The following is a 25,369-nucleotide window of genomic DNA, read 5'->3' on the forward strand; positions in this document are numbered from 1 at the left end:
ACATTTTACCAAAGGGCAAGTGTGGTTAACCTAACGCCTTCGCCAAAATCGCGCAAGTTTACTTAAGGACCAGCAAAACGCCCAAAACCGCGACTAAAACCCATGGCAACCACCCGATGGCGCGCTTGCCGCCCCCTTCGCCGCGCATGGCCTTGACGGTGTCGGGATGCAGCTTCAAGCCGCCATTCATCAGATTTGTATAGGCCTTTTCGGTTTCCGCCAGCACCCGCGGCAGGCGTTCCAGGCTGTGCACGACATTGACGACGCTGTCCTTGATGCGCGCCTGCGGCCCCAAATGCTGCATCATCCAGGTCTCGATCAACGGCCGGGCCAATTCCCACATGTTGATGCCCGAATCCAGGGTGCGGCCGACGCCTTCGGCCACCAGCATGCTTTTTTGCAGCATCAGCAATTGCGGCTGGGTCTGCATGGAAAACTGCTCGGTGATCTGGAACAATTGCCCCAACAGGCGAGCAATGGAGATTTCGTGCATGGGCTTGCCCATGATCGGCTCGGCGATCGAACGACAGGCTTGGGTGAAATTATCGACGCTTTTGTCGGGCGGGACGAAGCCGGCCTCGAAATGCACTTCCGCCACCCGACGGTAATTGCCGTTCAAGAAACCGACCAGCATCTCGCCAAGAAAGCGCCGGGTGCGCAGATCGACGCGGCCCATGATGCCGAAATCCACCGCCACCAGATTGCCGTCATAATCGACGAACAGATTGCCCGGATGCATGTCGGCATGGAAAAAGCCGTCGCGGAAGACCATGTTGAAGAAGGATTCGGCGGCCTTGCGCAGCACGTCATCCGGGTCGATGCCGGCGGCGCGGATGGCCTCGACCTCGTCCACCGGAATGCCGCTGACCCGCGCCAGGGTCATCACCCGCTTGGCCGTGCGCTGCCAATCCACCTCGGGGACGCGGAAGGATTCGTCCCCGGCGAAATTCTCGGCCAGTTCCGCCGCCGCCGCCGCTTCGAAACGCAAATCCATTTCCAGTTGGACTGAATCGGCGAAGGTTTCGACACTTTCCACCATGCGCAGGCGACGCAAGGACGGCTGGGTCAGCTCCACCCATCCGGCCAGCCAGCGCAACAGGTCGATATCCTTGCGGAACGCCTCGTCGACGCCGGGCCGCAACACCTTGACCGCCACTTCGCGGCCCTCGGTGGTGACGGCGAAATGGACCTGGGCGATCGAGGCGGCGGCCACCGGCACGTCGTCGAACCGGGCATAGACCGCGGCCAGCGGCTGGTCCAGATCCTCCTCGATGATGCTGCGCGCCAATGACGACGGAAACGGCGCCAACCGGTCCTGCAATTCCGACAGATCGGCGGTCATCTCGTCGCCCAACAGATCGGCGCGGGTGGACAGCGCTTGGCCCAACTTGATGAAGGTCGGCCCCAATTCGGTCAGGGCGGCGGCCAGGCGTTGGCCGGGGCGACCTTCATGCGTCGGCGCGCGCCCCAGGCGGATGATTTTGGAGGCTAAGGCGGCGATGGGCAGATCGACGACTTCAAGCGCGTCATGGCGCGCCAGAACCCGAGCGATGGTGAACAGGCGGTGCAGATTGCGAAGCGCGCGGATCATCGGTTAGATACGCCAGCCGGAATGAATGGCGGCGATGCCGCCCGACAGGTTGCGCACCTCGACGCGGGCGAAGCCGGCGGCGCGAACCATCTGCGCCATCTCGTCCTGGCTGGGGAATTTGCGGATGCTTTCCACCAGATATTGATAGGCCTCGGCATTGCCGGTGACCATGCCGCCGACCTTGGGCAAAACCTTGAACGAATACATGTCGTAAAATTCGCGCAGGCCCGGCACCACCACCTTGGAAAATTCCAGGCACATGAAGCGCCCGCCCGGCTTCAACACCCGATAGGCCTCGGCGATGGCGCGGTCCCAATGGGTGACGTTGCGCAGGCAAAAGGCGATGGTGTAGCGATCGACCGAGCCATCGGGAATCGGCAAGGTCTCGGCATTGCCGCACACCCAATTGATCTGGCTGGTGACGTTGCGGTCAACGGCGCGATCGCGGCCGACGCTCAGCATTTCCTTGTTGATGTCGCAGACGATGGCCGGACCGCCGCCGCGCTTTTTCCAGCCAAAGGCGATATCGCCGGTGCCGCCGCCCACATCCAGCAGGGTCTGGTTGGCCTGCGGTCGCAGCCAGTCGAGGAAATTGGCTTTCCACAGCCGATGGACGCCGACGCTCATCAGGTCGTTCATCAGATCGTACTTGCCGGCCACCGAATCGAACACGCCGCGCACCAGCGAGACTTTTTCGTCCTCGCGCACGGTCTTGAAGCCGAAATGGGTGGTTGCGGGGCCTTGGCCCAATTCTTCGTTCGTCATGATCGGGGCAGATTATCGCAAGCGCGAGGAACAGGCGAGCCTTGAGTTTTTGACAGCGCCTGACGGTTCAGGCAGCATCGCCCCATGCCCGAGCTTCCCGAAGTCGAAACCGTCGCCCGTGGACTGGCCGCTGTGTGGCCCGGACACCGATTCGTCCGCGTCGAGGCGCGGCGCCCCGATCTGCGCAAACCCCTGCCCACGGATTTCGCCGCCCGTCTGACCGGACGCATGGTCGAAAGCGTCGGTCGCCGGGCCAAATACCTGCTGGTGCGCCTCGACGGCGGCCTGACGCTTTTGGGCCATCTGGGCATGTCGGGCGCCATGGTCATCAGCAAGGGCCGCAACGAGCCGCCGGGACCGCACGATCATGTGGAATTCCTAAGCGACGACGGCACCATGGTCACCTATCGCGACCCCCGCCGCTTCGGCCTGATGGACCTGACCCTTGACCCGGCCAGTCACCCGTTGCTGGCCCATCTGGGGCCGGAACCGCTGGGGCCGGATTTCCATGAACAGGCCCTGGCCATGGCGCTTAACGGCAAGGACGCTTCGATCAAGGCGGCGCTTTTGGACCAGAACGTGGTCGCCGGCCTCGGCAACATCTATGTGTCGGAAAGCCTGTTTCTGTCCGCCATTGATCCCACCCGTCCGGCCGGATCGCTGAAACCCGGCGAAATCAACACGCTGGTGACGGCCATTCGCGCCGTCCTTGAACGCGCCATCGCCGCCGGCGGTTCGTCTTTGAAAGATCATGTGCAGCCCAATGGCGAATTAGGCTATTTCCAGCATTCCTTCACCGTCTACGACCGGGCGGGGCAAGCCTGCCCCGGTTGCGATTGCGACATCGCCCGGACCGGCGGCATCAAGCGGATTGTCCAATCGGGACGATCCACTTTCTACTGTGCGAAAAAACAGCGTTGATGGTATAGCCCTTGATCACCATGCGGACTTTCACCTCCCTTATGGGCGCCATCGCCCTGCTGCTGCTGTCCTTGGGGACGGCCCAGGCTCAGGGATTCCTGTCTGCCTACGAAGACCTGCCGTTGCCGCCGGGCATGACCGAGGTGACGGATTCCGGTCTTTCCTTCGACACGCCCGCCGGGCGCATCGTCGAAGCTTTCGCCCGGGGCCCGCTCAAGGCCGGCGAAATCATCGCCTTTTATGCCGCCACCTTGCCGCAACTCGGCTGGACCCGGGACAGCGACAGACAGTATCGGCGCGAAACCGAATTGCTGAAGCTGGACACCCAGGCCGAGGGCCGCAATGTCGTGGTCCATTTCACCATCGCACCGGAATAATCCATTCCAGAAGAGAGGCAACAGATGCCCTACGAAAATATCACCGTCGAGACCCGCGGCCCCGTTGGCCTGATCACCTTGAATCGCCCCAAGGCCCTGAACGCCTTGTGCGCAGGCCTGATCAAGGAATTGGGCGCCGCCCTTGACGCCTTCGAGGCCGATGGCGAAATCGGCGCCGTGGTCCTGACCGGTTCGGAAAAGGCTTTCGCCGCCGGCGCCGACATCAAGGAAATGCAGTCCAAGTCATACATGGACGCCTATCTGGCCGATTTCATCACCAATGGCTGGGAACGCATCACCACCTGCCGCAAGCCGATCATCGCCGCCGTCGCCGGCTATGCCCTGGGCGGCGGCTGTGAAGTGGCGATGATGTGCGATTTCATCCTCGCCGCCGACACCGCCAAATTCGGCCAGCCGGAAATCACCATCGGCACCATCCCCGGCGCCGGCGGCACCCAGCGTCTGACCCGTGCCGTCGGCAAGGCCAAGGCCATGGAAATGTGCCTGACCGGCCGCATGATGGATGCCGCCGAAGCCGAACGCGCGGGTCTGGTCAGCCGGGTTATCGCCGCCGCCGACCTGCTGGACGAAGCCCTCAAGGTCGCCGACCGCATCGCCTCCATGAGCCGTCCGGTGGTCATGCTGGCCAAGGAATCGGTCAACGCCGCCTTTGAAACCACCCTGACCCAGGGCATCAAGTTCGAACGCCGCCTGTTCCATTCGACCTTCGCCTGCGAGGATCAAAAGGAAGGCATGGCCGCTTTCGCCGAAAAGCGCAGCCCGGTGTTCAAGAACCGCTGATAAGGCGATCTTGACCCTGACGGCCCGCCGGACACATCCTGCGGGCCGTTTTTATGCCCATGAGTGTGGGTCATGTCAGAGATTGTCGCCTTTTGATCTCCGAGACCGTCAAGCGCCTGAAACGGCGCCGCCTGATCGCCTCAAGCGCGCGCGGTCCCGATCGGATGACCCGGTTGGGACTGACCGTTGTTCGACCGCAATTGGACAATTGTTAAGCCGGACCGATGGTGGCGGGCGTCAGCCCGTCACCATTTCCACCAACTTCGCCTTGACCGGTTCCGGGTCCAGATCGGCCAGATCATCCTGACGCAACAGACCGACACGGCCGCGCGGCGCGCACAGATCGGGATTGCTGGCGGCGGAAAACAGGACCAATGCCGGCGCTCCGGCCGCCGCAATCAGATGCATGGGGCCGGTGTCGTTGCCTAAAGCCAGCATGGCATGGCGGCCCAATCCCAAAATATCGAGAAACCCGGTTTTGCCGGTCAGGGCGATCGCCTGCGGGCAGGCCGTGGCGATGGCGACGATTTCCGCCCGTTCCTTGTCGGTCCCCAGCACCACCGGGGTAATGCCGCGCTGCGCCAACCACACCGCCACGGTGGCGAAATGGCCCGCCGGCCAGCGCTTGGCCGGACGATGCGGCGCTCCGCCCGGACAAAGCAGGGCAAAGGGATGGGGAAGGCCGAAACGGGATAAATCGGCCTCGGCCCAGGCTAGGTCGGCCGGCGGATAGGCGGCGATGCCGGCCATGGCCAATTGTTCCGCCTGACGCTCGGCCGTGTGCAGGAAATCGCGGCCGGGATTGGCATGCGGGTGGGAACATCCCGCCGCGATGCCCGACCATTCCACCCCCGGCCCCAGCAGGCGAAAATACCAGCCCGAGCGGTCGGACGTCTGCAAATCATAGACGCGGCCGAAACGGCCGCTTCGCAAGCGGGCGCGCAACGCCGCCAGCTTGCCCCACTGCCACAGCCGCGGCTTGTCGTCGATCCACACATGATCGAAGTAAGGCGAGGCCGCCGCCATCTCGGCAAAGGGCCGGGTCGTCAGCACGGTGATTTCCGCATCCGGGTGATGGGCACGGATGGCGGCAAAGGGGGCAAAAGCCTGAACGAAATCGCCCAAGGCCCCCAATTTTATCACCAATATCCGGCTTTTCACGCCCGCTCCGGATCAATCAGCCAATCTTGCTGCGCTACCGGCGCCGCCCCCGACAGAATTTCGGCATAGACGGTCAAGGTCTTGGCGCACATGGTTTCCTTGGTGAAATTGGCCCGCACGAAGGCTTGGCCAAGGTCGGCCATGCGCTGGCGATCCTCGTGCGACAGATCGAGAAAACGGCCGATGGCGGCGGCCAGGGCGTGCGGATCGTCCGGGGGGGTCAGCCAGCCGGTGCGACCGGCCAAAACACTTTCGCGCGGGCCGCCATGATCGCTGGCGATAACCGGCCGGCCCATGGCCTGGGCCTCGACCACCACCCGGCCGAACGCTTCCGGGTCGGTCGAAGCGGAAACCACCACGTCGGTCAGCATATAAGCGGCGGGCATGTCGTTGCATTCATCGACGATATGGACCACATGGGTCAGATCGCGCCGCTCGATAAGATCGACCAGTTCCTGACGGTAACCGGTGCGGCCCTGATCGGAACCGACCAGCAGGCACCGGACGTCGTGGCGTCCCAACACGGCCAGCGCCTCGATCAGCACCTTTTGCCCCTTCCAGCGGGTCAGACGGCCGGGCAGCATGATGACCGGATAGCCGTCGGGCAAACGCCAGCGATTGGCCAGTTGGATAATGCGTTCCTGACTGACCCGGTTGGGATCGAATTTGGTCAGATCGACCCCCCGCGGAATGACGCGGATGCGCTCCGCCGCCAGCCCATAGATGCGCCGGGCGTGTTCGGCGATGAATTCGGAAATGGCGATCACCCGTTCGCCCCGCACCATCACCGAATTGTACCAATGCTTGAGGCCGAACCCACCCAGATTATAGGTGCCGTGGAAAGTGGTCATGAACGGCACGCCAACCCGGTTGGCGGCGGCCAAGGCGCTCCAGGCCGGCGCGCGTGAGCGGGCGTGGACGATATCGACGCCGCGCTCGCGGATCAGCCGCTCCAAACGTTTGACATTGGCGCGCATGACCAGCGGATTCTTCGACGCCAACGGCATTTCCACATGCTCGGCGCCGGCGCGGATCAGTTCGCGCACCATGGGGCCGCCGGACGAAGCGACGATGGCTTTCCAGCCCGCCTCGCACAGGGCTTGGGCGACCTCGACGGTGCCGCGTTCGACGCCTCCGGTGACCAGGGCCGGCAGCACTTGCAGAACGACCGGTTGACGGACGGCGCTTTCGGCGGCATCGATGGGGGCAGTATCAGTTTCCGACATGGATTGGGGCAAGTTCATGACCATGGTTGAAGGCGGCGCAATATTAACACGCACGGACGGTGCGTCCATGGCATACCAACGCTTAGAAGGCAAGACGCCAGGGATCGTCTTCTTACACGGTTTCCATTCCGACATGGAAGGGACCAAAGCCTTAGCCCTGGAAAGCCTGTGCCGAAACCAGGGGCGCGCCTTTCTGCGCTTCGACCTGTTCGGCCACGGCAAAAGCTCGGGCCGGGTCGAGGACGGCTCGGTCAGCCGTTGGGCCGACGACGCCGTCGCCGCCCTGGATGAACTGACCCAGGGGCCGCAAGTCCTGGTCGGCTCGTCCTTGGGCGGGTGGATCGCGTTGTTGGCGGCCTTGCGCCGGCGTGACCGCGTCGCCGCGCTGGTCGGAATCGCCGCCGCCCCCGATTTCACCGAAGATTTGATGTGGGCCGAATTCACCCCCGAACAACGCCACGACCTGTTGGCCCAAGGCTATGTGATCCAGCCCAATTGTTACGAGCCGGAAAACCCCTGGACCGTGCCGCGGCTGTTGATCGAGGACGGCCGCAACAATCTGCTGTTGCGCGACACCATCAATCTGTTTTGCCCGGTGCGGCTGATCCAAGGCCAAAAAGACGCCGACGTCCCCTGGCAGACGGCGGTGAAAATCGCCGATTGCCTGGCCTCCGACGATGTGGAAATCACCCTGATCAAGGATGGCGACCACCGCCTCAGCCGCGACCGCGACCTCGCCCGCATGACCCGTCAGGTCGAAATCTTGATGGCGGGGCTGGCGTGAATACCGATTTTTTCCGCCGCACCGGCTTGGCCGAGATCATCACCGCCGCCGACTTGTCCGCCGTCGACATCGGTTCGCGCGGAGGCTTTGACCCCGACCTTTTGCCCATCGCCTGGGCGGTCGGCGGCATCGGCTTCGAGCCCGAGCCGCAAGCCTTTGCCGCGCTGCAAGCATCGGACCCGGCCCCATGGCGGTCCATCCGCTGGCTGCCCTCCGCCGTTGGTGAAAAGAACGGTCCCGCCACCTTGTGGGTGCCGCCCGACCCGGTAGGGGCGTCCTTGCTGGAACATGATCCAGCGGTGGGGCGCCGCTTTGGCCTGTCGCACCTGACCTCTGACTGCCGGGCCTTGGCGGTGGAAACCGTTACCCTGGATCACGCCTTGGACGGCCTGCCCGCACCGGCTTATCTCAAGCTGGATGTCGAAGGGGCGGAATTGTCGATCTTGCGCGCCGCCCCGCGCAGCCTGGCCTCGGCCGTGGCGATCAAGGCCGAAGCCGCCTTTGTCGCCGCCCGCAAGAACCAACCGCTGGTGGCCGACCTCGATCAGTTCATGCGCGGCAATGGCTTTGAGTTGATGGACATCATCCGCCCGACCCATTGGCGCAGCCGCCCGGTCGCCCCGCACCCTTATTCCTCGGCCGGGAAACCGGCCTATTCCCGGGGCCAGATCGGCCAATGCGATTTGCTGTATTTCCGCCGCCCCGAGGCGATCACTTCGCCGGAACAACGGCTCAAGGCCGGGCTGATCGCCATGGCCCTCGGTTATTTCGACCACGCCACGCCGCTGTTGCGACAGGCCGACCTGGATATCGAGCTTGTGGCCAAGGCTTCGCGCCGGATGGGCCAGCGCATCGCGCTGCGGCAAATGCGCGATAGCTTGCGCGACCTGGTTCCCTTGCTGCGCTCGTGGCTGGTCGGAATCCCTTAATCCCGACACGGATGACGGGAATCCGCGGTATCGCACACGTCGATGGCATCGGCGTAAGCGCGCCACTGCGCCAATTCGGCATCGGGAACCGGCACCGCGCCCAAGCCGAAGGGGGCGCCGCGCCACATGCGGCTGACCACATAAAGCGCCTCGCGGCCCCGGATGACGAAGTGCAGCACATAGGTGCCGTGGCCGTCGCCTTTGTATTTTCCGCAGGCGATGGTGCGCGAGCCGGCCTCGTAGCCGCTGACCCGTCCCAGACTGGACGGACCGGCGGCAGCCGCCTCGCAGACGCCGGCCGCATTGGAGACCGCTTGATCCAAGAACGCCTGCACCGTCAGCGGCACCCCGCGAAATGCCTGCACGCTGACCCGCCGGGTCCAGGTTTCGCCGGTTTCGTCGGCTGGGATCAGCTCTGTCGCCTCGCCGGTCTTGTCCGCGACCGCACTGAGAACCTTCCAATCGACCAGTTGCGGCACCTGCAAGCGTTCGGCGGCACCGGCCGGCGCGGCCACCGCGATCAAAGCCAAGCAAGCACTGACAATCCGCCGCATCACATCCCCCGACAAAGAGAAAAAGCCTAACCCGGCGGCGCCTGCCGCACAATCTTATCCCGTTCGCCCCAGGGGCTGGCGTTGAATTTTCAAAAACCCTGGCCCGGATAATGCGCGCCCCTTGACCTGAGATCGCCACGACGCATATAAAACTGAACCGTTCAGTTCAGGTCGTCCCCATGAAAAAGATCATTCTCCGCGTCGCCGCCCTTGTCGCTCTGTGTGCCGCCGTGTTTTTCGGCTGGCGCTGGTACGCCGATGGCCGCTTCATGGAATCCACCGATGACGCCTATGTGGAAGGCGACATCACCAACATGACGCCCAAGGTGGCCGGCCATGTGGTCGAAGTGGTGGTCGACGACAACCAGCGGGTCAAGGCTGGCGATGTGCTGATCCGCATCGACGACGGCGATTATCGGGCCAAGGCGGCCGAAGCCGCCGCCGTGCTGGCGGCGCGCAAGGCGACCTTGCTGCAACTCGATGACAAGGTCGCGGTGCAGCAGGCGGTGATGGCCCAGGCCGGGGCCGGCATTTCGGCGGCCAAGGCCGATCTGACCCGTTCCCGCCAGGATCTGGAACGGACCAGAAGTCTGGTCAAGGAAGACTTTGTCAGCCGCCAGCGCTTTGACACCCAAACCGCCGAGGCGGCCAAGGCCGCCGCCGGCTTGCAGGGCAGCAACGCCCAGGCCACCGCCGCCAAACGCCAGTTGGCGGTGTTGGAGGCCGACCGCGACGTCGCCGAGGCTCAGGTCACCCAGGCCCAGGCGCAACTGGATCTGGCCCAGGCCGATCTGGCCGCCACCATCATCCGCGCCCCGGTCGACGGCGTTATCGGCAACCGCGTCGCCCGCCTGGGCCATTACGTCCGCCCCGGCCAGCACCTGCTGTCGGTGGTGCCGGTGGACGAGGTGTGGATCGACGCCAATTTCAAGGAAACCCAGCTTGATCGCCTGCGCCCCGGTCAAAGCGTCACCATCATCGTCGACGCCTTTCCCAGCCAGCCGCTAACCGGCACGGTGACCGGGTTCTCGCCCGCCACCGGCTCGAAGTTCAGCCTGCTGCCGCCGGAAAACGCCACCGGCAACTTCACCAAGATCGTCCAGCGGGTGCCGGTGCGCATCACCATTCCCCATGACGGCCCATTGGCCGGCCGCTTGGTCCCCGGCTTATCGGTGGTCGTCAAGGTCGATACCCGGACCGGAGCCGCCAATTGAGTCCCGCCGATCCGCGCATGACCATCCGTCCCGAAGACCGGGTGGTCACTCCTCGCGACTGGATCGGCTTTTTCGCCATGGTCGTCGGCATGTTCATGGCCATCTTGGACATTCAGATCGTCGCCAGTTCCATCGCCCAAATTCAGGCCGGCATTTCCGCCTCGGCCGATGAGATTTCCTGGGTCCAGACCGCCTATCTGATCGCCGAGGTGGTGATGATCCCGCTGTCGGGATGGATGGCCCGCGTGTTTTCCACCCGTTGGCTGTTCCTGGCCTCGTGCCTGACGTTCACCGCCGCCTCCATTGCCTGCGCCTTTGCCTGGAGCATCGAATCGATGATCGTGTTCCGGGCCATCCAGGGCTTCTTGGGCGGCGCCATGATCCCCACCGTCTTCGCCACCTCGTTCCTGATGTTTCCGCCGCGGATGAGCGCCGGCATCTCGGTGCTGATCGGGCTGGTGGCGACCATGGCCCCGACCTTGGGGCCGACCCTGGGCGGCTGGCTGACCGAAGCGTTTTCCTGGCACTGGCTGTTCTTGATCAACGTCGTCCCCGGCCTGATCGTCGCCACCCTGGTCGGCAGCTTCGTCCATGTCGATCGCCCCCGGCTGGAAATGCTGAAAGGCTTCGACCTGGCCGGCATCGTCCTGGTCGCCGCCTTTCTCGGCAGTTTGCAATACATTTTAGAGGAAGGCCCCGGCGACGATTGGTTCGACGAACCCAAGATCGTGGTGATGACCCTCTTGTGTTCCCTGGCCGGCATGGCCTTTTTGTGGCGGGAACTGACCACGCCGCATCCGGTGGTCGACGTCAAAGCCTTTCATGACCGCAATTTCGCCGTCGGCTGCCTGTACAGCTTCATCATCGGCATCGGCCTTTATGGTTCGGTCTATGTCATCCCGCTTTATCTGGGGCGCATCCGCGGCTATTCGTCGCTGGAAATCGGCATCACCATGATGGTCACCGGCATGTTCCAATTCATGTCGGCGCCGTTGGCCGGAGCCCTGGCGAAAAAGCTGGATCTGCGGCTGATGCTGAGCATGGGGCTGATTTTGTTCGGCACCGGTCTGTGGCTGAACCACTATCTGACCAGCCAATGGGGCTATTGGGAAATGTTTCTGCCCCAGGCGGTGCGCGGGCTGGCCCTGATGTTTTGTTTCGTCCCCATCAATGCCGTCGCCCTGGGGCATCTGGCTCCCTCCGAGGTCCAGAACGCCTCGGGGCTGTACAACCTGATGCGCAATCTGGGCGGCGCCATTGGTCTGGCCGCGATCACCACGTTTTTGCGCACCCGCACCGATTTGCACATGACGCGTCTCAGCGAAAGCCTGACCCCGGACAATCTCGAGGCGGTCACCCGTCTGTCCGACATTTCCACCCGCATGGCCGGCCTGATCCCCGGCGATCCCGATCAAGCCGCCCTGCGCACCTTGTTCAACATCACCAAACAGCAAGCCTCGACCATGGCTTTCGGAGACATCTTGCTATCCATGTCGCTGGTTTTCCTACTGGGGCTGTTGCTGATGCCGCTGGTGCATCGGGTCAAGCATCCGGCGGCGGCCAGCGCCGACGCGCATTAGGGCAAACCCGCCCCGTGCCGGGGCCGCTCAAACGCCGCGCCGGCTGAATTTTGGGACAAGCCCGCCCCGTGCCGGGGCCGCTCAAACGCCGCGCCGGCTGAATTTGGGGGCCAAGCCCGCCCCGTGCCGGGGCCGCTCAGACGCCGCGCCGGCTGAATTTGGGGGGCGGGGCAAACCCGCCCCAGACGCAACACCTTCGGTTGCCGCCGTGAACCTTTCGCCGGAATCCCGCCCCAACCCTCTCCGGCGGCTTTCGGTTCACGGCGGCGGCCGAGCCTTGTTGCCAGGGCCGCTCAAGGCGGCTAAGGTCGCCCCGACTGAACAGGATGCGTCCCCCCCATGTGCGGCTTCGCCGGTTTTCTTGACACCAAATCCGCCACCGCCGACCGCGCCCGCGTGGTCGGGGCCATGGCCGACACCTTGGTTCATCGCGGCCCCGATGATCGCGGCCAATGGGTTGATGACAATGCCGGCATCGCTTTGGGCTTTCGCCGTTTGTCCATCATCGACCTGTCGCCGCACGGACACCAGCCCATGGCGTCGCGTGATGGCCGCTGGGTCGTCGTCTTCAATGGCGAGATCTATAATCACGGCCAATTGCGCGACCGCCTGGAACCGGTGGAATGGCGCGGCCATTCCGACACCGAGATCTTGCTGGAGGCAATCGCCCGCTGGGGGGTCGAGCGGGCGTTGGCTCTCTCCGACGGCATGTTCGCCATCGCCTTGTGGGACCGGCTGGAACACACGCTGTATCTGGCCCGCGACCGCATCGGCGAAAAGCCGCTCTATTGGTCCCACCATGGCGGCACCTGGATGTTCGGCTCCGAGCTTAAGGCCCTGGCCGTCCACCCCGCTTTCGACGACAGCCTTGATCGCGACGCCCTGGCGCAATACATGCGCCTGGGCTGGGTGCCCACCCCCGGCAGCATCTATGCCCAGGCGCAGAAATTGCCGCCCGGCACGGTGATGACCATCAAGGGCGACCAGCAGGTGATCCGCTCCTATTGGTCGGCGATCGAACGGGCGCAGACCGTGGCCGGCAGCTTTACCGGCGGCGCCGCCGCCGCGGCGGAACGGCTCAATCAATTGCTGCGCTCATCCATCGCCTTGCGCATGCAGGCCGACGTCCCGGTCGGGGTGTTCCTGTCCGGCGGCATCGATTCCTCGGTCACGGCGGCAATCATGCAGGAATTGTCGCCGACGCCGGTGCACAGCTTTACCATCGGCTTCGACGCCGCCGGCTATGACGAAAGTCCTTATGCCCGCGCCGTCGCCGACCACCTGGGCACCCGCCACACGGAAATACGCATTTCCGACGACGACGCCCTGGCCCTGGTCCCCCACCTGCCGGCCATCTGGGACGAACCCTTCGCCGATCCGGCACAATTGCCCACCGCGTTGCTGGCCCAAATCACCCGCCGCGACGTCACCGTCGCCTTGTCTGGCGATGGTGCCGACGAATTATTCGGCGGTTACGGCATTTATCGTTCGATTCCGCGTGACTGGTCGCGGTTGACGGCAACGCCGCATTGGCTGCGCAGTCTCGCCCGCGCCGGCCGCATGGTCCCGCCCGGATTGATCAATGCCGTTGCCGGCCTCGCCGCCCTGGGCGGGCGCAAGCGCCGCTCTTATCCCGGCTTCCGTTTGCGCAAAGCCCTGGAAAATCTGGAAACCGACGGCATTGGCCAGATGCTGGGCCAGCATTACAGCCGCTGGCGCGGCATGCCGCCGACGGTCCTGGGCGCCCAGGACCGCGACAGCCTGTATACCGATTCCCGCCGCCAGCCGAATCTTGGCGATCCGGCGCTGACGGTAATGGTGCTCGATGCCCTGGGCTATCTGCCCGACGATTTATGCGTGAAGACCGACCGCGCCACCATGGCCGCCTCGCTCGAGGCGCGGCTGCCCTTCCTCGACCACGCCATCGTCGAATTCGCCTGGAGCTTGCCGACGGCGCTGAAAATCAATGCCGAGCACGGCAAGACGGTGCTGCGCGACGTCTTGTACCGTTACGCCCCGCAATCCCTGGTCGACCGCCCCAAGATGGGCTTCGAGGTGCCGGTCGGGCGCTGGTTGACCGGCCGTCTGCGCGACTGGGCCGACGACTTGCTGTCCGAGGATCGCCTGCGCCGCCAGGGTTTGTTCAATGCCCGCCTGCTGGCACGGTGCTGGAGCGACCATCGTTCCGGCCGCAAGAACTGGCAGACTGAATTGTGGCATGCGCTGATGGCACAGGCTTGGCTGGCCGCGCGGGGACGTTGAATCCTTTCCGCGCTGATTTTCGCTTCGCGTGGGGGCAAGGGGCTGTTACCTTTTTGCCATGGCCGATGAAACCGAACCGACGCAAGACATCCTGACACTCGCCGAGCTGCTGTGCGCCCGCGTCTGCCATGATCTGGCCGGGCCGGTCGGCGCCACCGCCGCCGGGGCCGAGTTGTTCGAGGATCTGGGGGGAGGCGACGCTGAAACCTTGGCCCTGGTCTCGACCAGCGCCTCCGGCGCCGCCGCCCGCCTGCGCCTGTTGCGCGCCGCCCTGGGCCCGGCCCATTCATCTCCGCAATCACAATCGGCGTTGCGCGGTTTGGTCGATGGCCACCTGCACAGCCAAGCGAGTGTCGCCGCCCCGGCCATTGTCACCACCTGGATCGATTGCCCGGACCAGATCGATGGGGACCGGGCCCGTCTCCTGCTCAATTTAGTCCTTCTCGGCCGCGACGCCCTGCCGCGCGGCGGCCACATGGAACTCAGCCTGACCGATGGTTGGCCGGCATTGCTGGCCCACGGCGAACCGGCCAGTCTGGCCGACGACGTCAAGACAGCGCTGCACGAGGGTGGGCTGGCCGACGGCCCCCGCGCGGCACAGGCCGTCTTTACCCGATTGCTGGCAAAAAAACTGAGCGGGCACATTACCGCGACCCTGACCCCCCGGGGGTTACGCGTTGCGGTAAAGCCGGCGGATTAGGATACGACACAGGAAGTTGCTATCTGGTTCGTATGGGTTCTTCTAATGCCCCCTTGACCGTGGTATTAGTCGATGCACTCGTCTGCGAAAGTCTGCCCGCAAGGGGCTATCGTGGTGTTTTTTGGTGTTACGGCGTGGAGTTTTGGAGTCGGCCATGGATGATCTCCTTAGCGAATTTCTGACGGAAACCTCGGAGAGTCTTTCCGTGCTCGACGTCGAGCTGGTGAAGCTCGAGCAAAATCCCGAACCGGCGATCTTGCAAAACATCTTCCGCCTCGTGCACACCATCAAGGGCACCTGCGGCTTCCTGGGCCTGCCCCGTCTGGAACACGTCGCCCATGCCGGCGAGAATGTCTTGGGCAAGTTCCGCGATGGCGAGCTCGAGGTCACCCCCTCGGCCGTCACCCTGATCTTGCAGGCCATCGACCGCATCAAGCTGATCTTGGGTCACCTGGAACAAAATGAATGCGAGCCGGAAGGCAGCGATGAGGACCTGATCGCCTCGCTCAACGACATGGCCGAAGGCCGCTATGTCGCCCCTGGCGCCGCCGGCGCCGCTCCGGCGGTGGAGGAGCCCTCCTTCCCCGTCGCCGCCGACCTTTTGGCCGAAGTCGAAGCCGCCTATGCCGCCGGCAAGCGCGCCGCTTCCGATACCGACGTATTTGCCGAGATGGCCAAGGAACGGGCCAAGGAAGAGGCGGCCAAGGCCGCCGCCGCTGCTCCCGCCGCCGCGCCGCCGCCGCCGCCCGAACCGCCCAAGGCTTCGGTCCCCGCCGTCCCGCCCAGCCCGCCGGCGCAGACCAAGGAAGTGGTGCCCGCCGGCACCGCCCCCGCCGCCGAATCCGCCGTTGCCGCCCAGACCATCCGCGTCAACGTCGAGCTGCTGGAAAACCTGATGACCCTGGTTTCCGAGTTGGTGCTGACCCGCAACCAGCTGCTACAGATGGTTCGCGGCCGCGACGATTCCGAATTCACCGCGCCGTTGCAGCGTTTGTCCCACATCACCACCGATCTGCAAGAAGGGGTGATGAAAACCCGCATGCAGCCCATCGGCAATGCCTGGGCCAAACTGCCGCGCATCGTCCGCGATCTCTCGGTCGAAATGAGCAAGAAGATCGACCTCCAGATGCTGGGGGCCGAGACCGAACTGGATCGCCAAGTTCTCGAGCTGATCAAGGATCCGCTGACCCACATGGTCCGCAATTCCGCCGATCACGGCCTGGAAGGCCCGGAAGAGCGCAAGGCCGCCGGCAAGCCGGAAGTGGGCAAGGTGGTGCTGAACGCCTTCCATGAGGGCGGACACATCATCATCGAGATTTCCGATGACGGCCGCGGCCTCAACCTCGACCGCATCAAGCAAAAAGCCATCTCCAACAATCTGGCGACGGAATCCGAACTGGAATCCATGGCGCCGCAGCAGATTTACCAGTTCATCTTCAAGGCCGGATTCTCCACCGCCGAAAAGGTGACCTCGGTGTCCGGGCGCGGCGTCGGCATGGATGTGGTGCGCACCAATATCGAAAAGATCGGCGGCACCGTCGAACTGAAAAGCTATCCGGGCAAGGGATCGACTTTCGTCATCAAGATCCCGCTGACCCTGGCCATCGTTTCCGCCCTGATTGTCGAATGCGCGGCGGAACGCTTCGCCATTCCCCAGATCAGCGTGCTTGAACTGGTGCGCGTCACCAATAATTCCGAACACGGCATCGAGCTGATCAACAACGCCCCGGTCCTGCGCTTGCGCGACCGCTTGTTGCCGCTGGTCAGCCTGAAAAAGCTGCTGCGTCTGTCCAACGGCGAAGACCAGGAAACCTTCATCGTCGTCACCCAGGTCGGCACCTACACCTTCGGCATCATCGTCGATCGCGTCTTCGACACCGAAGAAATCGTGGTCAAGCCGGTGGCGCCGATCCTGCGTCACATCTCCATGTTCTCGGGCAACACCATCTTGGGCGATGGCTCGGTCATCATGATCCTTGACCCCAACGGCATCGCCGGGGCCACCGGTGAATCCGGCGTGCTTGGCGGCGGCCAGACGACGGAACAGACGGTGACGCGCGACAAGGGCAACGATTCCAAGACCAGCCTGTTGGTCTTCCGCGCCTGCGGCGACGACCTCAAGGCGGTGCCGCTGGCCCTGGTGGCGCGCCTGGAAGAAATCGACATCAAGGACGTCGAATACAGCCATGGCAAACCCATGGTTCAGTATCGCGGCCACCTGATGCCGCTGGTGTCCATCGACGGCACCACCCAGTTCCGCGAAGAAGGTCGTCAGCCGGTGCTGGTGTTCTCGGATCGCGAACACACCATGGGTCTGGCCGTCGACGAGATCGTCGATATCGTCGAGGACCGCCTGAAGGTGGAACTGACCGCCGACAATCCCGGCGTCATCGGCACCGCCGTCATCGCCGGCAAGGCCACCACCATCATCGACGCCGGCTATTACCTGCCGCAGGCTTTCGGCGATTGGTTCGGCCGCAACGACAAGGAATACGGCGAGGACGAAGGTTCGCAGCCGCGTATCTTGCTGGTCGATGACAGCCCGTTCTTCCGCAACTTGTTGGTGCCGCTGCTATCGGTCGCCGGGTATGACGTCACCGCCGTCGAAGCCGCCGACCGCGCCTTGGCCTTGCGCGAACAGAGCTATGAGTTCGACATCATCATCAGCGACATCGAAATGCCGGGCATGAGCGGGTTCGAATTCGCCACCGCTGTGCGCGCCGATGGCCGCTGGTTCAATACGCCGATGATTGCGCTGTCGTCCCACGCCACCGAAAAGGATTTCGAGCGTGGCCGCCAGGTCGGTTTCAACGATTACGTGGCCAAGTTCGACCGCGATTCCCTGCTGCAAACCATCGCCTCGACCCTCGCCACCCTTAAAGGTGCCGCATGATCACCCTTCGCACTCGCGCCGCCACACTCGACCAATCACAGATTAGGGGGGCCACGAAGTGAACCAGATCGTTCCCGCCTCCAAGCGCCCCAGCACCGAGTTGGTCGCGCCCGAGACCCAGGATTATGTGACCATGTTCATTGATGGTCAGATGTTCGGCATTGCCGTCCTGACCGTCCAAGATGTTCTGGGCCCGCAAAAGATTACGCGCATTCCGTTGGCGCCGCGTGAAGTGGCCGGATCGCTGAACCTGCGCGGCCGGATCGTGACCGCCATTGATGTTCGGCTGCGCCTGGGCCTCAAGCGCGCCGACGAAGACAACAAGGGCATGAGCGTCGTGGTCGAGCAAGGCGGCGAGTTATACTCGCTGATGGTCGACCAAGTCGGTGAAGTCCTATCGCTGCCGGTGGCCAAGTTCGAGCGTAACCCGCCGACCCTTGACCCCATGTGGCGAGAGTTTTCCGCCGGAATTTATCGTCTCGATGATAAATTACTGGTGGTTTTGGATGTCGCCAAGCTTCTGGATTTCAATAAAAGCGAATAGTATAGGCCGGGTTAGGGCCTGGGTCGCCACCGGCCTCGGGCACCACCAAGCGGAGGCATTTGGGGCATGAAGTCCTGTCTGATCGTTGATGATTCCAAGGTCATTCGTATGGTGGCCAAGAAAATTTTGCATGAACTGACCTTTGCCACCGCCGAGGCCGAGGACGGTCAGCAGGCCCTGGATTATTGCAAGGGCCAGATGCCTGATGCCGTCCTGCTGGACTGGAACATGCCGGTGATGAACGGCATCGACTTCCTGCGTGAATTGCGCAAGCTCCCCAATGGCGGTCATCCGGTCGTGGTGTTTTGCACCACCGAAAACGATATCGAGCATATCCAAGAGGCCATTACCGCTGGCGCCAACGAGTACATCATGAAGCCTTTCGATAGCGAGATTCTTCAGGCGAAGTTCTCGCAGGTCGGTCTGCTGTAAGTTCCGGTCTGACCACGAAAGGATTGCGGTCGCATGACCTCTGAAGCCGCCCCTGCCGCAAATGCCGCCGCATCTGACAAGGTGCGGGTCATGCTTGTCGATGATTCGGCCGTGGTGCGCGGGCTGGTGACCCGTATCTTGGAAGAAGACAGCGGCATTGCCGTCATCGCTTCGGTTGGCAACGGCCAGATGGCCCTGTCGGCGCTGGAACGCCAAGACGTCGATGTTATCCTGCTCGACATCGAAATGCCGGTGATGGACGGCATGACCGCGCTGCCCAAGCTGCTGAAAATTGATCCCGGCGTGCGCGTCATCATGCAATCGACGCTGACCCTCAAGGGGGCCGACGTGTCGATGCGGGCGCTGGAAATGGGCGCCGCCGATTATATCCCCAAGCCGACCGCCACCCGCGAGCTGGCCGGCGGCATGGATTTCAAGGCCGAGCTGCTGGGCAAGGTCAAGGCCCTGGGGCTGGCGCGCCGTCGCGACCCCAATCGCAAAGCGCGCCCTGGCACCACCACCTCCGCCCGCCCCAGCATCATTTCCTCGGCTCCGCGCCCCTCGGCGCTGACGCCGGCGGCCCCGCTCAAGCTGCGCACCCATACGCCCGAGCCCCCCGATATCATCGCCATCGGCTCATCAACGGGCGGCCCGCAGGCGCTGTTCAATCTGTTGGGCGTCATGCGCGCCGGCACGGTGAAACAACCAATCCTGATTACCCAGCACATGCCGGCCACCTTCACCACCATCCTGGCCGAGCACATCACCCGTGTTTCGGGCTGGGACGCCAAGGAAGCCCAGGACGGCGAAGTCATCAAGGGCGGCCGCGTCTATGTGGCCCCCGGCGATTTTCACATGCTGGTGGAAACCAAGGGCGTCGATAAAATTCTGCGCCTGACCAAGGACCCGCCGGAAAACTTTTGCCGTCCCGCCGTCGACCCGATGTTGCGCAGCATTTCCGCCGCCTATGGCAAGCGGGTGTTGGTCGCCATCCTGACCGGCATGGGGTCGGACGGCGCCAAGGGGGGCAACGTGGTGGTTCAGGCCGGAGGTACGGTGATCGCACAAGACGAGGCCACCTCGGTGGTGTGGGGCATGCCCGGCGCCGCCGCGCATGCTGGTATTTGTTCGGCTATCATGCCGCTGGGCGAGATCGCTCCGTGGATGATTAAACTGGCGACAAGGCGCTAAGACCATGCGTCCCGAAGATTTCGATTTCATCGCCAAGATGCTGAAAGACCGCTCCGGTCTGGTGATCAGCCGCGACAAGGCCTATCTGCTGGAATCCCGCCTGACCCCGGTGGCGCGCAAGCGTGGCCTGAAAGGTCTGGACGATCTGGTGGCGTCGTTGCGCACGGCCAGCGAGGAATTGCTGCGCGAAGTCACCGAAGCCATGACCACCAACGAGTCATTCTTCTTCCGCGACATCAAACCGTTCGACCAATTCAAGGCCATGGTGCTGCCGCAATTGCTGGCCAACCGGGCGCAGAAAAAGTCGTTCCGCATCTGGTCGGCGGCATCGTCGTCGGGCCAGGAAGCGTATTCTTTGGCCATGATCCTCAAAGAGGAAGGCCCCAAGCTGGCCGGCTGGAAAATCGAGATCGTCGGCACCGACATTTCCACCGAGATGCTGGAAAAGGCCAAGGCTGGCCTGTATTCCCAATTCGAGGTGCAGCGCGGCCTGCCCATCCAATATCTGGTCAAGTACTTCAAAAAGACCAATGAGATGTGGCAGATCGATTCGGCGATCCGGGCCATGGTCCAGTTCCGCGAATACAACTTGCTGCACGACTTGAAGACGCTCGGCCAGTTCGACGTGGTGTTCTGTCGCAACGTCTTGATCTATTTCGATCAGCCGACCAAGACGCGAGTCTTGGAAAATATCGCCAAGATCATGCCCGATGATGGGCTGCTGTATCTGGGCGGGGCCGAAACCGTGCTTGGCATTTCCGACAAGTTCAAGCCGGTGCCGGAACAGCGCGGCATCTATTCGGTCACCCGCGCCGCCGGTATTGGCGCTGCCCCCGCAGCGACAACGGCAACGGCAGCGCCAATCAGCAGTTTTGGCATCAAGCGCTAAGCCAAATCAGTGCGGGGGCTGGGCCACGATGGCGGCCAGCCCCTGGCGATAGCTGGGATAACGCAGCGTCACGCCCAATTCGGCCTTGAGACGATCGTTTCGCACGCGCTTGTTATCGGCATAGAACGACAGCGCCATTGGCGACAGGCTTGCCTTGGCCTGATCCCAATCCAGTTCCGCCGGCGGCTCCAGCCCCAATAGGGCGCAGGCATGGCTGATGACGTCTTGCGGCGGGGCACAATCATCATCGCAGACGTTATAAATAGCGCCAGGACGCGGCCGCTGGACCGATGCCAGAACGGCTTGAGCAATATCCTCGACATGAATTCGGCTGAACACTTGCCCCGGTTTGACAATGCGCCGGGCATTGCCGGCCCGCACGCTGTCGATGGCGGAACGGCCGGGACCATAGATGCCGGCAAGACGGAAAAGATGAACCGGCAAGCCGCTGGCCAGCCATGCCTGTTCCGCCGCCACGCGCCGCCGCGAGCGTTCCAGATCCGGATGGACCGGCGAATCCTCATCGACCCAAGCCCCGCCACGATCGCCATAAACCCCGGTGGTTGACAGATAGCCGACCCAGGCGGGGGCCAACGCCCGTAAACGCGCCCCGACGCAATCCATCACCGCATCGCCCCGCTCGTCCGGCGGCACCGACGACAGCACATGGGTAACCCCGTCCAGCGCCTGCTCCGGCAAGGGGTGGCCACGGTCAAAGGCGAAGACGGTGATCCCGTCCAGCCCCGCGCCTCCCCCCGAGCGCGTGGTTCCCGCCACCTGCCAGCCCTGAGCCAGGGCGGCGCGGGCGATGACGCGGGCGGAAAAGCCCAAACCGAAGATGAACAGACGCTTGGTCATGCATGTCCTCTTGCAATGGCGGCCAACAGCGCCACACTGTGAGCCGCCAATCATAACACACGGGTTTCCATGCTGCGCCCCATCCTGTTCGTCGCCCTCTTACTGTTGCCCTCGTTCGCCTTGGCCCAGGTCATCGACGGCCCCCAGGAATACAAGGCCTGCCTGATCCTGGCGAAAAAGAACCCGGAAGCCGGCTGGGAGGAGGCGCTGACCTGGCAATCCCTGGGCGGTGGCGAAGCCGCCCGCCATTGCGCCGCCATCGCCCTGATCGGCTTGGAAAAATACGGCGAAGCGGCGTCACGCCTGGAAACCCTGGCCAATGAAAGCGTGCGCGAAGACATCGTCCGAGCCGAGATGCTGGCCCAGGCGGCGCAGGCGTGGCTATTGGCCAACAACATCCCGCGCGCCGATTCGGCTCAGCGCGGCGCCCTGATCCTGTCCCCCGGCAATCCCGACATCTTGCTGGACCATGCGGTGTTGCTGGCCCAGGTCAATCACTACGCCGAAGCGGCGGAAGTGCTGTCAAAGGTACTGCGCACCCAGCCCAACCGGGTCGAGGCCTTGACCTTGCGCGGCACCGCCTTTCGTTTCCTCGACAACATTCCTGGCGCCGAAGACGATATCAACCAGGCGCTGAAACTGGACCCCGATTTCCCCGACGCCTTGCTGGAACGCGGGATTTTGCGCCGGCTGAAAGACGATAGCAAAGGGGCGCGCGCCGACTGGCTGCGGGCGATGGAACTGGCCCCCGAATCCGAGAGCGCCGAGCTGGCCCGCAAAAATCTGGAATTGCTGGATGTGAGGATCAAGTAATGCAAGCCACCCCGGCCTTTCGTGTCGCTGCCGGCCAATTCGTCATCGCCGCATTGGACGGCAAGCCGACGGTCTGCCTCAAGGCCGAACGCACAGGCAAGGATCACGTCAACCACTTCCTGGTCCCCCTGGACCCTTTGGCCGAGCCCCGACACTTACGCCTGCATTACCTCGATCCTGAACAGGAATTGCGCCCGGCCGAGGGGTTCAGCTTTAGCGTTGACGCCACCCCCAAACAGGCGGCGGCGGAAGTCGGCGACGTCTTGTCGCGCGACGGCGCCTTGTGGCTAAAGGTCCTCGACGACCCGGCGGCACAGCGGCTGTATTGCTATGTCGGGCTTGCCTGCGGTCAAATCCGGCCGCGCATGGAACGGCAGCAATACATCACGCTGGGCTGGCGCCTCGAACGAATTTAATCAAATCCTATGTATTGTCGTTTGATGACACACAAGATGAAGTGATTTTTATTGCTGACAACGGGAATCATCTTCTGCTAGCGTCATTGTCGATTGATGGCTTTGACGGAACATGACGCCTTGTCCCTCAACCAAGCGCCTTCCCTTCTTTCCGCAACAGCCCCTCAGCTTCGGGGGGCGGAAAATCCGTCACCGCCGCATCAGCATCAAAAGGCCTTCCCCCTGTGGAAGGCCTTTTTTGTACCCAGCTTCCATCACATTTGGGGGTAACCGGTATGGCTAAGCGTCCCGCACGTCACCTGTCGTCGCAAAAATCGGATTCCGTCATCGCCCTGTACCCGGCCGAGGCCGAATGGCATCCCCTGGGCGAAGAGGAGGCCGGCAGAGACAAAGCCTATGTCCGCAAGGTTCGGCCGCAAAGCGACGGCCAACGGCACTTGATGGAAGCCATCCGCGACCACCATCTGACCATGGCCTTGGGCCCGGCCGGCACCGGCAAGACCTTCCTGGCCATCTCGGCGGCGGTGGAGGCCTTCGAGGAAGGCAAGGTCGCCCGCATCATTCTGTCGCGCCCCGCGGTGGAAGCCGGCGAATCCTTGGGGTTCCTGCCCGGTGATTTGCAAGACAAGATGGCGCCCTATCTGCGGCCGCTTTACGACGCCTTGTCCGATCGCCTGGGGGGCAAACGCCTGCGCGGGTATATCGCCGACGGCACCATCGAGGTCGCCCCCATCGCGTATATGCGCGGCCGCACCTTGAACAACGCCTTCGTCGTCATCGACGAGGCGCAGAACTGTACCTATGGCCAGATCAAGATGCTGCTGACCCGATTGGGCTGGCATTCCACCATGGTCCTGACCGGCGATCCCGACCAGACCGACCTGTTGCCCGGCATCTCGGGACTGGCCGACATCGCCGGCCGCTTGCGCGCCTTGAACGAAGTCGCCGTCGTTGATCTGGCTGAAACCGATATTGTCCGTCACCCGCTGGTGGCGTCCATGCTGACCGTTCTGTAACCCCCGGCGGCGACAGAAGTCTTTGCCGTCTTCTGTCGTCGTCTGGCCGCGAACGTTATGGTCGAAAGACATAACAAACTTTTCATTTTATTGCGCGCCACCCCTGGTGGATAATGCGCCCTCACAATATCTTGTGATCAGAGGGGAAGAGTTATGGACGATATCGATTGCGCCGCCGAGCGGATTGACGCGTTCAATGCAGTCGCCCTGCAAGCGGTGCTGGCCCGTTCCAGCGGCGCCGTCTCTAGCGGCATTTGCAGCGCCTGTGGCTGCGACATTGAAGCCGACCGCCTGCGCGCCACCCCCCATGCCCGTCACTGCAAGGAATGTGCAGCCGATATCGAGGCAGAGAGCCGCCGTCATAACCGCTGCGGGCCACGCTGAGCGGGCTTGACGGCAAAGCGGACAAGCGCAACATTCGTGGGTGATCCGGCATAGGATACCCCATGACGTTAAAAATGCCTTTTCGCTGGCTGGCGGTGATCTTGGCGGCACTGGCCACAGCGCCCGCCCAGGCCGGTGACAGCGTCATCCTTACCGCCGACCATTGGTGCCCGCATACATGCGACCCTCAAAGCGGCCATGCCGGCTATATGATCGACATCGCCCGCGAGGCCTTGGCCCTGGCCGGCTTGAAGACGATCTATCAGCTCCGGCCCTGGGCGACCGGCCTGAACGAAGTGCGTTCGGGACTGGCCGACGGCATTGTCGGCATCCTGCCCACCGAAGCCCCCGATCTGCCGCGCAATCATCTGGCGCTGGGACGACAGGCCAATGCCATTGCCGTGCGCGCCGACGACACCTTTTCCCTGGACGGGCTGGGCTCCCTGGCGGGACGGCAGATCGCCACGGTGAAGGATTACAGTTATTCCGCCGCCATCGATTCCTGGTTGCTTGATCACGCCCCCCAGGTCTCGGCCCAATCGGGCGATCATGCCGCCGAAGGCAATCTGGACCGCCTGCTGAACCAGAGCGTGGACACCGTCCTTGATGACGAGGCCGTCTTGCGCGAAACCATCATCCGGACCGCCAAGAGCACCAAAGTCCGAATCGCCGGCCACCTGAGCGGTGGTTCGCTGCACATCGCGTTCTCGCCGGCCCGCCAACGCGGCAAAGCTTTGGCCGACATTTTGGACGATGGCATCGCTCGTTTACGTCAAACGGGACGCCTCGCCGAGATTTTGGCCAGCTACGGCTTGGCCGATTGGGAGTGAACATGGAAGATTTCCACGTCTATAACCCTGCCTTGGGCCATGGATTGGCCCATGATCCGCTCAACGCCATCGTCGCGCCGCGCCCCATCGGCTGGATTTCCAGCCGCGCCGCCGATGGAATCGTCAATCTTGCCCCCTACAGTTTTTTCAACCTGTTCAACTTGGACTTGCCCGGAAAGAGTGGAGAGCGTTTCTCTGTCTATGCAGCTTCGGCCTCGAAGCGGCACGGGCTTTTATA

General features: G+C 63.3%; 26 protein-coding genes and 1 pseudogene. 21 read left to right on the top strand and 6 right to left on the bottom strand.

Features of this window, described 5'->3' with window-relative positions:
- Positions 1-58 precede the first annotated feature (58 nt).
- Positions 59-1,591 (bottom strand): 2-polyprenylphenol 6-hydroxylase, encoded by a 1,533-nt coding sequence (gene ubiB / locus KEC16_RS15035; protein WP_211550388.1) that lies wholly within the window; start codon positions 1,589-1,591, stop codon positions 59-61.
- Between the two features lie 3 nt (positions 1,592-1,594).
- Entirely contained in the window at positions 1,595-2,356 is a 762-nt protein-coding gene (gene ubiE, locus KEC16_RS15040) for a bifunctional demethylmenaquinone methyltransferase/2-methoxy-6-polyprenyl-1,4-benzoquinol methylase UbiE (RefSeq protein ID WP_211550390.1), read from the bottom strand.
- 84 nt (positions 2,357-2,440) lie between these two features.
- On the opposite strand from ubiE, the gene mutM reads away from it, so the two are divergent.
- From mutM to KEC16_RS15060, 4 genes are read left to right on the top strand one after another with little or no spacing between them, the layout of a single operon-like run.
- Positions 2,441-3,277, top strand: coding sequence for a bifunctional DNA-formamidopyrimidine glycosylase/DNA-(apurinic or apyrimidinic site) lyase (mutM, locus tag KEC16_RS15045; protein ID WP_211550392.1), 837 nt, complete (start codon positions 2,441-2,443; stop codon positions 3,275-3,277).
- Positions 3,278-3,297: 20 nt separating this feature from the next.
- On the top strand, positions 3,298-3,654 hold the full coding sequence (locus tag KEC16_RS15050) for a hypothetical protein (protein WP_211550394.1): 357 nt from the start codon (positions 3,298-3,300) through the stop codon (positions 3,652-3,654).
- Between the two features lie 24 nt (positions 3,655-3,678).
- Positions 3,679-4,455, top strand: coding sequence for an enoyl-CoA hydratase (locus tag KEC16_RS15055; RefSeq protein ID WP_211550396.1), 777 nt, complete (start codon positions 3,679-3,681; stop codon positions 4,453-4,455).
- Between the two features lie 59 nt (positions 4,456-4,514).
- Positions 4,515-4,670: a YjhX family toxin gene (locus KEC16_RS15060; protein WP_249209220.1), complete on the top strand. Its 156-nt coding sequence runs from the start codon at positions 4,515-4,517 to the stop codon at positions 4,668-4,670.
- Positions 4,671-4,692: 22 nt separating this feature from the next.
- Here the strand turns inward: KEC16_RS15060 and KEC16_RS15065 are convergent, their stop codons facing one another.
- Both KEC16_RS15065 and KEC16_RS15070 read right to left on the bottom strand, forming a co-directional pair.
- Positions 4,693-5,616: a glycosyltransferase family 9 protein gene (locus KEC16_RS15065; RefSeq protein ID WP_211550400.1), complete on the bottom strand. Its 924-nt coding sequence runs from the start codon at positions 5,614-5,616 to the stop codon at positions 4,693-4,695.
- Positions 5,613-6,842 carry a glycosyltransferase family 4 protein gene (locus KEC16_RS15070; protein ID WP_211550441.1) on the bottom strand — a complete coding sequence of 410 codons (1,230 nt, stop codon included), beginning with the start codon at positions 6,840-6,842 and terminating at the stop codon, positions 5,613-5,615. The genes KEC16_RS15065 and KEC16_RS15070 overlap by 4 nt, the downstream gene beginning before the upstream one ends.
- A 67-nt stretch (positions 6,843-6,909) precedes the next feature.
- On the opposite strand from KEC16_RS15070, the gene KEC16_RS15075 reads away from it, so the two are divergent.
- Together KEC16_RS15075 and KEC16_RS15080 are read left to right on the top strand one after the other, a co-directional pair.
- The gene (locus KEC16_RS15075; protein WP_249209221.1) at positions 6,910-7,626 is read left to right on the top strand and encodes an alpha/beta hydrolase; all 717 of its coding nucleotides are present in this window, start codon (positions 6,910-6,912) and stop codon (positions 7,624-7,626) included.
- Positions 7,623-8,555, top strand: coding sequence for an FkbM family methyltransferase (locus KEC16_RS15080; protein WP_211550404.1), 933 nt, complete (start codon positions 7,623-7,625; stop codon positions 8,553-8,555). Before KEC16_RS15075 ends, KEC16_RS15080 begins: the two co-directional genes overlap by 4 nt.
- Here KEC16_RS15080 and KEC16_RS15085 read toward each other — a convergent pair.
- Positions 8,552-9,109: a hypothetical protein gene (locus tag KEC16_RS15085; RefSeq protein WP_211550406.1), complete on the bottom strand. Its 558-nt coding sequence runs from the start codon at positions 9,107-9,109 to the stop codon at positions 8,552-8,554. The two genes, KEC16_RS15080 and KEC16_RS15085, sit on opposite strands and share 4 nt — an antisense overlap.
- A gap of 179 nt (positions 9,110-9,288) precedes the next feature.
- Between KEC16_RS15085 and KEC16_RS15090 the strand changes: the two genes are divergently transcribed.
- From KEC16_RS15090 to KEC16_RS15130, 9 genes are all read left to right on the top strand, one after another.
- On the top strand, positions 9,289-10,323 hold the full coding sequence (locus KEC16_RS15090; protein WP_211550408.1) for an HlyD family secretion protein: 1,035 nt from the start codon (positions 9,289-9,291) through the stop codon (positions 10,321-10,323).
- A 17-nt stretch (positions 10,324-10,340) separates the two neighbouring features.
- Positions 10,341-11,903, top strand: coding sequence for a DHA2 family efflux MFS transporter permease subunit (locus tag KEC16_RS15095; RefSeq protein WP_211550442.1), 1,563 nt, complete (start codon positions 10,341-10,343; stop codon positions 11,901-11,903).
- A 339-nt stretch (positions 11,904-12,242) separates the two neighbouring features.
- On the top strand, positions 12,243-14,165 hold the full coding sequence (asnB, locus tag KEC16_RS15100; RefSeq protein ID WP_211550410.1) for an asparagine synthase (glutamine-hydrolyzing): 1,923 nt from the start codon (positions 12,243-12,245) through the stop codon (positions 14,163-14,165).
- 58 nt (positions 14,166-14,223) lie between these two features.
- Positions 14,224-14,865 (top strand): histidine phosphotransferase family protein, encoded by a 642-nt coding sequence (locus KEC16_RS15105; protein WP_211550412.1) that lies wholly within the window; start codon positions 14,224-14,226, stop codon positions 14,863-14,865.
- A gap of 154 nt (positions 14,866-15,019) precedes the next feature.
- Entirely contained in the window at positions 15,020-17,758 is a 2,739-nt protein-coding gene (locus KEC16_RS15110; RefSeq protein WP_211550414.1) for a hybrid sensor histidine kinase/response regulator, read from the top strand.
- Positions 17,759-17,816: 58 nt separating this feature from the next.
- Positions 17,817-18,302: a chemotaxis protein CheW gene (locus tag KEC16_RS15115; RefSeq protein ID WP_211550416.1), complete on the top strand. Its 486-nt coding sequence runs from the start codon at positions 17,817-17,819 to the stop codon at positions 18,300-18,302.
- 66 nt (positions 18,303-18,368) lie between these two features.
- Positions 18,369-18,734 carry a response regulator gene (locus KEC16_RS15120; RefSeq protein WP_211550418.1) on the top strand — a complete coding sequence of 122 codons (366 nt, stop codon included), beginning with the start codon at positions 18,369-18,371 and terminating at the stop codon, positions 18,732-18,734.
- Positions 18,735-18,767: 33 nt separating this feature from the next.
- Positions 18,768-19,925 (top strand): protein-glutamate methylesterase/protein-glutamine glutaminase, encoded by a 1,158-nt coding sequence (locus KEC16_RS15125; protein ID WP_249209222.1) that lies wholly within the window; start codon positions 18,768-18,770, stop codon positions 19,923-19,925.
- 4 nt (positions 19,926-19,929) lie between these two features.
- A complete protein-coding gene (locus tag KEC16_RS15130; RefSeq protein WP_211550419.1) occupies positions 19,930-20,814 on the top strand; it encodes a CheR family methyltransferase in 885 nt (294 codons plus the stop codon).
- Between the two features lie 6 nt (positions 20,815-20,820).
- On the opposite strand, the gene KEC16_RS15135 is transcribed toward KEC16_RS15130, so the two are convergent.
- Positions 20,821-21,672, bottom strand: a complete 852-nt coding sequence (locus KEC16_RS15135) for an SDR family oxidoreductase (protein ID WP_211550421.1) — start codon at positions 21,670-21,672, stop codon at positions 20,821-20,823.
- 69 nt (positions 21,673-21,741) lie between these two features.
- On the opposite strand from KEC16_RS15135, the gene KEC16_RS15140 reads away from it, so the two are divergent.
- The 6 genes and pseudogenes from KEC16_RS15140 to KEC16_RS15165 form a co-directional block, all read left to right on the top strand.
- A complete protein-coding gene (locus KEC16_RS15140) occupies positions 21,742-22,485 on the top strand; it encodes a tetratricopeptide repeat protein (RefSeq protein WP_211550423.1) in 744 nt (247 codons plus the stop codon).
- Entirely contained in the window at positions 22,485-22,901 is a 417-nt protein-coding gene (locus KEC16_RS15145) for a hypothetical protein (RefSeq protein WP_211550425.1), read from the top strand. Before KEC16_RS15140 ends, KEC16_RS15145 begins: the two co-directional genes overlap by 1 nt.
- A gap of 275 nt (positions 22,902-23,176) precedes the next feature.
- Complete coding sequence (locus tag KEC16_RS15150; protein ID WP_211550427.1) at positions 23,177-23,917, top strand: PhoH family protein; 741 nt, start codon at positions 23,177-23,179, stop codon at positions 23,915-23,917.
- Between the two features lie 153 nt (positions 23,918-24,070).
- Positions 24,071-24,301 (top strand): TraR/DksA C4-type zinc finger protein, encoded by a 231-nt coding sequence (locus tag KEC16_RS15155; protein ID WP_211550429.1) that lies wholly within the window; start codon positions 24,071-24,073, stop codon positions 24,299-24,301.
- A 62-nt stretch (positions 24,302-24,363) separates the two neighbouring features.
- Positions 24,364-25,131 carry a substrate-binding periplasmic protein gene (locus KEC16_RS15160; RefSeq protein WP_211550431.1) on the top strand — a complete coding sequence of 256 codons (768 nt, stop codon included), beginning with the start codon at positions 24,364-24,366 and terminating at the stop codon, positions 25,129-25,131.
- Between the two features lie 2 nt (positions 25,132-25,133).
- Positions 25,134-25,369 (top strand): annotated as a pseudogene (locus tag KEC16_RS15165) (hypothetical protein); the annotation flags it as partial.

It is taken from the genome of Magnetospirillum sulfuroxidans, assembly GCF_018224925.1.
GTDB lineage: Bacteria > Pseudomonadota > Alphaproteobacteria > Rhodospirillales > Magnetospirillaceae > Magnetospirillum > Magnetospirillum sulfuroxidans.